This is a genomic window from Vibrio sp. 10N.261.55.A7 (assembly GCF_002877365.1).
Taxonomy (GTDB): Bacteria; Pseudomonadota; Gammaproteobacteria; order Enterobacterales; family Vibrionaceae; genus Vibrio.
This window is the reverse complement of sequence record NZ_MCWZ01000217.1, coordinates 1-1,878: the sequence shown is the minus strand read 5'-3', so window position 1 is coordinate 1,878 and position 1,878 is coordinate 1. Positions and strand designations below refer to the sequence as shown.

The following is a 1,878-nucleotide window of genomic DNA, read 5'->3' as shown; positions in this document are numbered from 1 at the left end:
ACAAACTCTAGTGAAGACTCTGACACGACTCAAAGAGAAATCGAAGTAAAAGTTACAGATGGACGTGGACTGGAATCGGAAACAGCTACAAGCTTAATTAATGTCATTCCTGTTGCTGATATTACCGTTACAAGTGACTCTATTGGCGCTGAAGATTCGCGAATTGAGCTGGACATTGATATTCCGTTAGGAAGCTCTATCACTCAATTGGAAGTGAGTGAAATCCCACCAGGTGCAGAACTATACGTTGACGGGGAAAAAGTTGCTATTACAGATGGTAAAGCAGTCTTTGATGCCAACAGCTTAACGAAAGTAGAAGTGAAACCGAAGGCAGACAGCGATGTAGACTTTAGCGTTAAAGTACAAGGCTTGGATGATAACGGTGACTCTGTAGAGCAAAGCCATGATGTAAATGTAGAAGTTACGCCTGTTGCTGATGAGCCATCACTATTCGTGTCCAATCCAACCATTTTAGCTTCAAACAACTTTGAACAAGTAGATCTTGGTCGACGCTCTTGGCGCGGTAACGTATCTGATGAAGAGCTTAATGGTGGGGATAGTGTAGGTAAATGGGCTACCGATGAAGATACTGGTCGCGGCGAAGTGGGCAAAGAGGGTGTTTATCTCGGTGGTAGGGATCAGAATAAACTGTTTGAATTAGAAGGAGGGCGTCAAGACAATACTTTGTCTACTGAGTTCGACGCAAAGGCTGGAAACTTTTATTTAATCTCATTTGATATTTCAGCGAGAAGAGTTGGTTCTTCACCAGCGACACTGTTTTTAGTTAGTGAGAGCGGGGAAAGAACTGAAATATTTGATTATGAGACCCAAGTTCAAGGTTGGTCTACCCAACAGGTAACCTTTGAAACGCCAGAAGAAGGAACTTATACATTAGTGTTTGAATCGAATCAAACAGACACTTACGGTGCTCTACTGGATAACATTGAGCTTACAACAGTAGATAACTATGGCTATGAAGACTCCTTCATTAATATTAGTGATTTAGTTGTTGGAGCTTCTAGAGATACTGATGGTTCGGAAGAGCTAACGGTTATTCTTGAAAATCTACCTAAAGGCACAATTGTTCGCACTGTTGGTGAAGATGAGATAACTGTGGGTGAAGACGGTATTGCTGACATTTCTGGTTGGGATGATCTTGTGAATCTTCAGATCAAATTCTCTGAACCAAGTCCTGAAGGTGAACCGTACCCTGTTACTGTTACTGTTACTTCCTCTGAAATGGATCCTAACTTCCCAGATGAAAGCAGAACGGTATCTGAGACCATTAATGTTACGGTAGTAGAAACCCCTCCAGTGGTTACTGAAGTTTCAAGTCTGTCAGTATCGGAAGGTGATGAGGCTATTTTTGATGTCACTCTAAGTAATGAGACTAGGCTTGAAACGCCAATCACGATGACACTTACAGATGGCACCGCATCAAGCGATTCTGATTACACCGCAACGTCAGTTGTTGTGACTTATTTTGTAGATAACGTTGAAACGACGGTCACAGTGGACGTCGACCCTACGACTGGTGAGTTTGGCTTTAAATTACCAGCGAACAATGATGGCTTTAGCGTGTCTGTCGAAACAACTGATGACAATAACGCACCTGTCTTTGAAGGAAATGAGACCTTTGTTCTTAATGTTGCTACGCAAGCGCAAGACATTGAAAGGTCAGGTGAGGCTACTATTCAAGATGGTGGTGAAAATGATGGCGATAACGATCGCCCAGTCATTGAAAGTATCTCTGATATACAAGTAGAAGAAGGTAATACAGCTACATTCACCGTGGAGCTATCGAACGAAAGTACGACTCAGACTCTTGTAAGACTTAAGTACACAGACTCAAGTGCGACCGCTCCAGAAGACTATGGC

The 1,878-nt window shown here is 42.6% G+C and carries 1 pseudogene; it reads left to right on the top strand.

Annotation, left to right across the window (positions count from 1 at the left end):
- Positions 1-1,878, top strand: a pseudogene (locus BCU12_RS23280) (hypothetical protein); the annotation flags it as partial.